The organism is Syntrophomonas sp. (genome assembly GCF_028707975.1).
GTDB lineage: Bacteria > Bacillota > Syntrophomonadia > Syntrophomonadales > Syntrophomonadaceae > Syntrophomonas.
In genome coordinates, this window is record NZ_JAQVZX010000111.1 from 1 (window position 1) to 5,455 (window position 5,455).

General features: G+C 48.7%; 5 protein-coding genes and 1 other RNA gene. All 6 read left to right on the top strand.

Annotation, left to right across the window (positions count from 1 at the left end; all coding sequences use genetic code 11):
* The first annotated feature begins 12 nt into the window (after window positions 1-12).
* The 6 genes from PHP87_RS10455 (at window position 13) to ssrA (ending at window position 5,452) form a co-directional block, all read left to right on the top strand.
* On the top strand, window positions 13-123 hold the full coding sequence (locus tag PHP87_RS10455) for a preprotein translocase subunit SecG (protein WP_299921118.1): 111 nt from the start codon (window positions 13-15) through the stop codon (window positions 121-123).
* A gap of 109 nt (window positions 124-232) precedes the next feature.
* Window positions 233-991, top strand: a complete 759-nt coding sequence (locus PHP87_RS10460; RefSeq protein WP_299921111.1) for an alpha/beta fold hydrolase — start codon at window positions 233-235, stop codon at window positions 989-991.
* Window positions 992-1,262: 271 nt separating this feature from the next.
* Window positions 1,263-1,847 carry an HD domain-containing protein gene (locus PHP87_RS10465; RefSeq protein WP_299921112.1) on the top strand — a complete coding sequence of 195 codons (585 nt, stop codon included), beginning with the start codon at window positions 1,263-1,265 and terminating at the stop codon, window positions 1,845-1,847.
* A 223-nt stretch (window positions 1,848-2,070) separates the two neighbouring features.
* On the top strand, window positions 2,071-4,188 hold the full coding sequence (gene rnr / locus PHP87_RS10470; RefSeq protein ID WP_299921114.1) for a ribonuclease R: 2,118 nt from the start codon (window positions 2,071-2,073) through the stop codon (window positions 4,186-4,188).
* Window positions 4,189-4,496: 308 nt separating this feature from the next.
* Window positions 4,497-4,970, top strand: a complete 474-nt coding sequence (smpB, locus tag PHP87_RS10475) for an SsrA-binding protein SmpB (protein WP_299921116.1) — start codon at window positions 4,497-4,499, stop codon at window positions 4,968-4,970.
* A 130-nt stretch (window positions 4,971-5,100) separates the two neighbouring features.
* Window positions 5,101-5,452: a transfer-messenger RNA gene (gene ssrA / locus PHP87_RS10480) on the top strand.
* Window positions 5,453-5,455: the final 3 nt, after the last annotated feature.

Here is a 5,455-nt window from a genome sequence, read left to right on the forward strand (position 1 = left end):
GCTGGTGAGACCATTTTTGGAGGAAAGAAAAAAGGCCTGGACGACCTGTTGGCCAAAATAACCGCCTATGTTGCCGTATTGTTTATGATTTTGACTCTGACTCTGGCGATAATGAACCAGTAGGACAACAATAATAAAATAGAGGGCAGCAAAGCAGCAGGTGAGGGATTCTTACCTGCTTTTTCTTATTGCAAAACTAGAGGTGAAAGGGTAGAGGAGGTTATAATCAGCTATGTCCGGTAACCATATCCATAAACAAGCGCAGCCTTTTTTTCTAAAAGGGGATAGCCGGGTGGCCTTGCTCTTTATCCACGGCTTTACCGCTTCACCTTCCGAGCTCTACCCGGTTGCGGAATTGCTGCATGAGCTCTGTGCTTGCAGCATAAGCGGCTTGCTCTTGCCGGGTCATGGAAGCAGGCCGGAGGATTTAAACCTTTGCCGCTGGCAGGACTGGTTTACCGCCGTAAAAACAGCATTATTGGGTTTGCAGGAGGAATATGCCGAAGTTTTCGCGGTGGGTCTTTCCATGGGAGGACTGCTGGCATTGTATTCCGGCCTCCATGTACCAGGTATCCGCGGGGTATCATCCATAAACGCCCCCGTTTTCCAGCGCTCCACCCTGACGACCGCCCTGGCTCCTCTTATCAGAAGATTCCGGCCTTACTGGCCCAAGCAGGAGCAGGGGATACAGCGGCAACTGGAAACAGAGGGAAGGTTCGCCTACGACTGCTTTCCCCTGCAGGCTTTTCAAAGTATGATGGAATTGCGAAATCAGGTGGTGCGGGAACTGGGAGATATGAGAGTTCCTGTGCTAATAATGCAGTCGCAAAATGATGAGGTGGTGAAAAGCGAAAGTGGCAGGTATCTGGCCGCACAGCTTCGCCATAGGGAGGCAAGGCTGGTGGAATTAGAGAATTCCCAACATGTTGCTACTATGGGTCCAGAGAAGGAGAAAATTGCCCGCGAATTGGCCGAGTTTATAACAAGATGAAGACCTGCTACGTCTGCCCATGCGAAGCGCCCTGTCGGGTACAACTGATGCTCCCTACAGTCGCTATTAATGGAGCTGGGCGGTATATTTATACAACCAATGAACACTAATAGCCTTTTGCCGTAGAACCCCTCATGGCCGGGGGCCACAACCACCGATGAAAAGTGATTTAGTAAGAGCTTGAATGGTGAGATGTTGCAGGGAATAAACTAAACCCCTCACCCCTTACCTCTCACTCCTCACTTTTCGTGCTAATCATAAGATGAATTTGATGAAATTAGCTTTGAGAAAGGAGATAAGAAAGATGCAAAGAGAGGAAGCCCTGGAATTATTGCAGAAGCACCTGCATAATGAAAATCTTTTCCATCATTCCCTGGCGGTAGAAGCCATAATGCAGGGTTTGGCGGAAAGCTTGGGTGAAGATGTGGAAAAATTCGCCCTGGCCGGGCTGCTGCATGATATTGATTATGATATTACGGTTGACGATCTGGAAAAGCATTCGCTGTTGGGTGCTCAAATCCTGGAAGAAAACGGCCTGCCTGCAGATGTGGTCTATGCGGTGAAGGTACATAATGAAAGGCACGGCTTGGAGCGGCTGAGCCTGCTGGATCGAGCCCTTTATGCCGCCGACCCGGTAAGCGGCTTCATAACTGCGGCAGCACTGATAAGGCCGGATAAGAAACTTACGGAAGTGCAGCTTAAATCTCTTAAGAAGCGATTCAAGGAAAAGGCCTTTGCCCGGGGAGCCAGCCGGGAGCAGATGGCTAGCTGTTCTGAGCTGGGATTGGAGTTGGATAAGTTTCTAAGTATAGCCCTGGAAAGTTGTAAAAAAATCGCGCCACAGCTGGGGCTCTAATTAATAAAATGCTCGGGATTTTTAACTTTTATTAGGGCGGGGAATAATAGCAGTAAAAGAGAGATAAGCTGGCTGTTTGTGAGAGTTCAGCACTTGGCCGTTCCGTATTTGTATTTATTAGATGTTTACGCTAGGTCAGGAGGAAAGGCGGCGCTGAATTCAGGGAAAAAGGCAGGGTTAACAGCCGACAGCTTAAAAAACACCAGGAGGAATAAATGAATATATGATAAATAGGGATAGCATACTCGAATGTATGCATAAAGAAAGCTACAAGCCATTGAGTTACCATGAATTAAAAGAGGTTTTTGGCATTAAAGATGTCGATGAGGAAACTAAATTCAGCAAGATCGTAGGCAAGCTGGAGAAAGAGGGAGAAATCGTTAAAACCCGGGCCGGGAAATTTGGCCTGCCGGAAATGATGAACCTGGTCAAAGGGATAATCCATATCAGCAAAAAGGGCTTTGGCGTTTTAGTGCCTGATAAAGCAGGTGCTGAAGAGGTATTTGTCTATGGCAAGAAACTCAACGGGGCTATGCATAATGACCGGGTGATGGTAAGGATACAGGAAAAGGGATATAACGGCCAGCGGCCGGAGGGTACGGTCATCAGAATCCTGGCCCGCAACACCCGGGAACTGGTTGGGACCTTTACCAAAGGCCGGCACCTGCTGCAGGTAGTTCCGGATGATTCTAGGCAGATTTACCCTATCTATGTTAAAGCCTCGCGTAAATGGAAAGCCAAAGAAGGAGACAAGGTATTGGTCAGGATTAGCTCCTGGCCTGAACGGGACAAGGTGGCCGAGGGTAAAATTGTGGAAGTGTTGGGACGCAAGGGAGAGGCGGGTGTTGATCTTAAAGTTTTGGCCAAAAAACATGGCCTGCGCCTGGAATTTCCCGATAATGTGCTTGAAGAAGCCCGGTCCGTGGCTGTTGCGGTCGCGGCGGAAGAGATATCCTGGCGCCGGGACTTACGAGACTGGCGTATGGTAACCATTGACGGTGAAGATGCCAAAGACTTGGATGATGCGGTTTCTATTAAAAAGACTGCGGAAGGCTACAAGCTAGGGGTGCATATTGCTGATGTCTCCCATTATGTTAAAGAAGACAGCAAGTTGGACCGGGAAGCCTTTAAACGCGGCACTAGCGTTTATCTGATAGATAAAGTTTTGCCCATGCTGCCGGTGGAATTATCCAATAATATCTGTAGTCTCAATCCTCAGGTCGAGCGCTTGGCTATAAGCTGTATAATGGATATTGATTCCTGGGGACAGGTAGTGGATTATGAGATCGTAAAGTCGGTAATCCAGATAAATGAACGGATGACTTACAGTGATGTAAACCGTATTCTGGCCGATAATCCCCCGGCCTTAAAGGAGCGATACGGGGAACTGGTAGAGGATTTCTTCCTGATGAAAGAACTATCTGATATCCTGCGCCGTTCCCGCTTAAATCGAGGGATGCTGGATTTTGATTTCCCCGAAAGCAAGGTAATAGTAGACGAAGAGGGTTTTCCCCTGGAAGTCAAAAGAGCTGAGCGCGGTCCGGGTGAAATGCTGATAGAAGATTTTATGATAAAAGCCAATGAAGTGGTAGCAGAACACCTCAATAAGCTAGGGCTTCCCGCCTTGTATCGGGTCCATGAAAAACCGGATGAAGAAGCTATTGGCGAGTTAAACAAGGTGTTGGCGGTATTTGGACATAAGATAAAAGGGCATAAAGTCAGCCCCATGCTTTTTCAAGGGATACTGGCCGACATTAAAGGCCGTCCGGAGGAGCAAATGATTTCCTTGATGATTCTGCGCTCCATGAAACATGCTTCCTATCTGCCCGAGCCCCGGGGTCATTTTGGCCTGGCTTCCCCCTACTACTGCCATTTTACCAGTCCTATCCGGCGTTATCCTGACCTTATAGTTCACCGGGTGCTCAGCAGCCTCTTGGATGGGGGTATGACTGCCCGTAAGAAGAGCAGCCTGGAAAAGAAGATGACAATTTATGGAGAACAATCCAGCCTGCAGGAGATGAAAGCCGAGGAAGCGGAAAGAGAGCTCCTGGATGTGAAAAAGGCCCAGTATATGTCCCAGTTTGTAGGCGATGAATTCTCGGCTCGCATCTCTTCCGTGCAAGCCTTTGGCTTTTTCGTAGCCCTGGAAAACACGGTTGAGGGCCTGGTGCACATCTCCAGCATAGCTGATGATTACTACCTGTTCAGTGATCGTACCTATACTCTGCGTGGTCGGCATACCGGAAGAAAATTTGCTATCGGCGATAAAGTTCGGGTACAACTGGTTAGAGTGGATGTGGATGAAGGCAAGATCGATTTTGAATTGCTCCAGGATGAGTAAAAGAGTTTTCCTCCCATACCTACTAACTTACTTTTCATCCCGGCACTCAGAAACGATAATGCTTAATAAACATATCGAGGTTTGGCTGAGTGCCAGGAGTTTGTCAACAACCCCGTCCCCCTGTCATTCTGTCTGTCGGAGTTTGTCAACAACCCCGTCCCCCTGTCATTCAGACCGGGGCAGCCTTGACGGAAGCGATGAATCTGAGCTATAATAAGAGCGTAAGCAATAAAGAAACCCTGGTCTCAGCAACAGTTTTTGGCCCGAGACGAGGGTTTGTTTCATCTATAATAACTTGAGGTGTAAAGATGGGCAAGAAGGGCAAAGGGATTAAGCCGGTGGTGGACAACCGCCGCGCCCGCTATGAATATCATATCAAAGAAAACTTGGAAGCCGGTTTGGTACTGGTGGGAACCGAGGTCAAATCACTGCGCATGGGTAAAGCCAACCTGCGTGATGCCTATGCTGTGGTCAAAGATGGAGAGATCTGGGTCAACAATTTCCACATCAGTCCCTATGACAAAGGCAACCAGTTCAACCATGATCCTCTGCGGCCCAAAAAGCTCCTTTTGCACCGGCGGGAAATAAATCGCCTGTATGCTTTACAGAGGGAAAAAGGCCTGACCCTGATTCCCTTGAAGATATACTTCAAAGAAGGCCGGGCCAAAATGGATCTGGCGGTAGCAGTAGGGAAAAAACTTTATGACAAGCGCGAGGATATAGCCAGCCGCGATGCCCTGCGCGATATGGAACGCAGCCTGAAAGAGAGGAACCGTGCTTAGGGTTAAGCTGGGGAAAAAAAGTAGCACCCGCAGGGTGCAAGTTCAAAACCTACAACTTAAATGTTTATCACCGTTGACAATATCAACGACAGGGTTTATCATGGCTTTTGCAGTTAAGATTAATTAATATGGGGGCGTACTGGTTTCGACGGGGGATAAGATGGGTTGAGCAGCGAGCCGAGTTGTCGCCAGCTCGTTAAAAAGGTGAAAACTTAAATTAACTGCAGAAGATAATTTTGCACTAGCCGCTTAAGCGGCTCGTCCGGCCAGGTTTCCTAACGGCCTGGTGCAGGGCGTCACTTAGTTAGGGTACCCTGAAGCCTTCTTTCTCGAGGGGCTTTATGGGGAAAACAATCGGGGATAGCTTGAAAGGAGCCTGTCCGCGGGCGCCCGGATGGCGAAGCTCAAAACACGGACTGCGCTCGGAGATACTCAGCTGGTCTTTCTTGCGGACGGGGGTTCGATTCCCCCCGCCTCCACCAGAT

Bases quoted from the DNA above. Each gene is read 5' to 3' on its own strand.
- rnr (WP_299921114.1), top strand. From the start codon at position 2,071: ATGATAAATAGGGATAGCATACTCGAATGTATGCATAAAGAAAGCTAC.
- PHP87_RS10460 (WP_299921111.1), top strand. From the start codon at position 233: ATGTCCGGTAACCATATCCATAAACAAGCGCAGCCTTTTTTTCTAAAA.
- PHP87_RS10465 (WP_299921112.1), top strand. From the start codon at position 1,263: ATGAAATTAGCTTTGAGAAAGGAGATAAGAAAGATGCAAAGAGAGGAA.
- smpB (WP_299921116.1), top strand. From the start codon at position 4,497: ATGGGCAAGAAGGGCAAAGGGATTAAGCCGGTGGTGGACAACCGCCGC.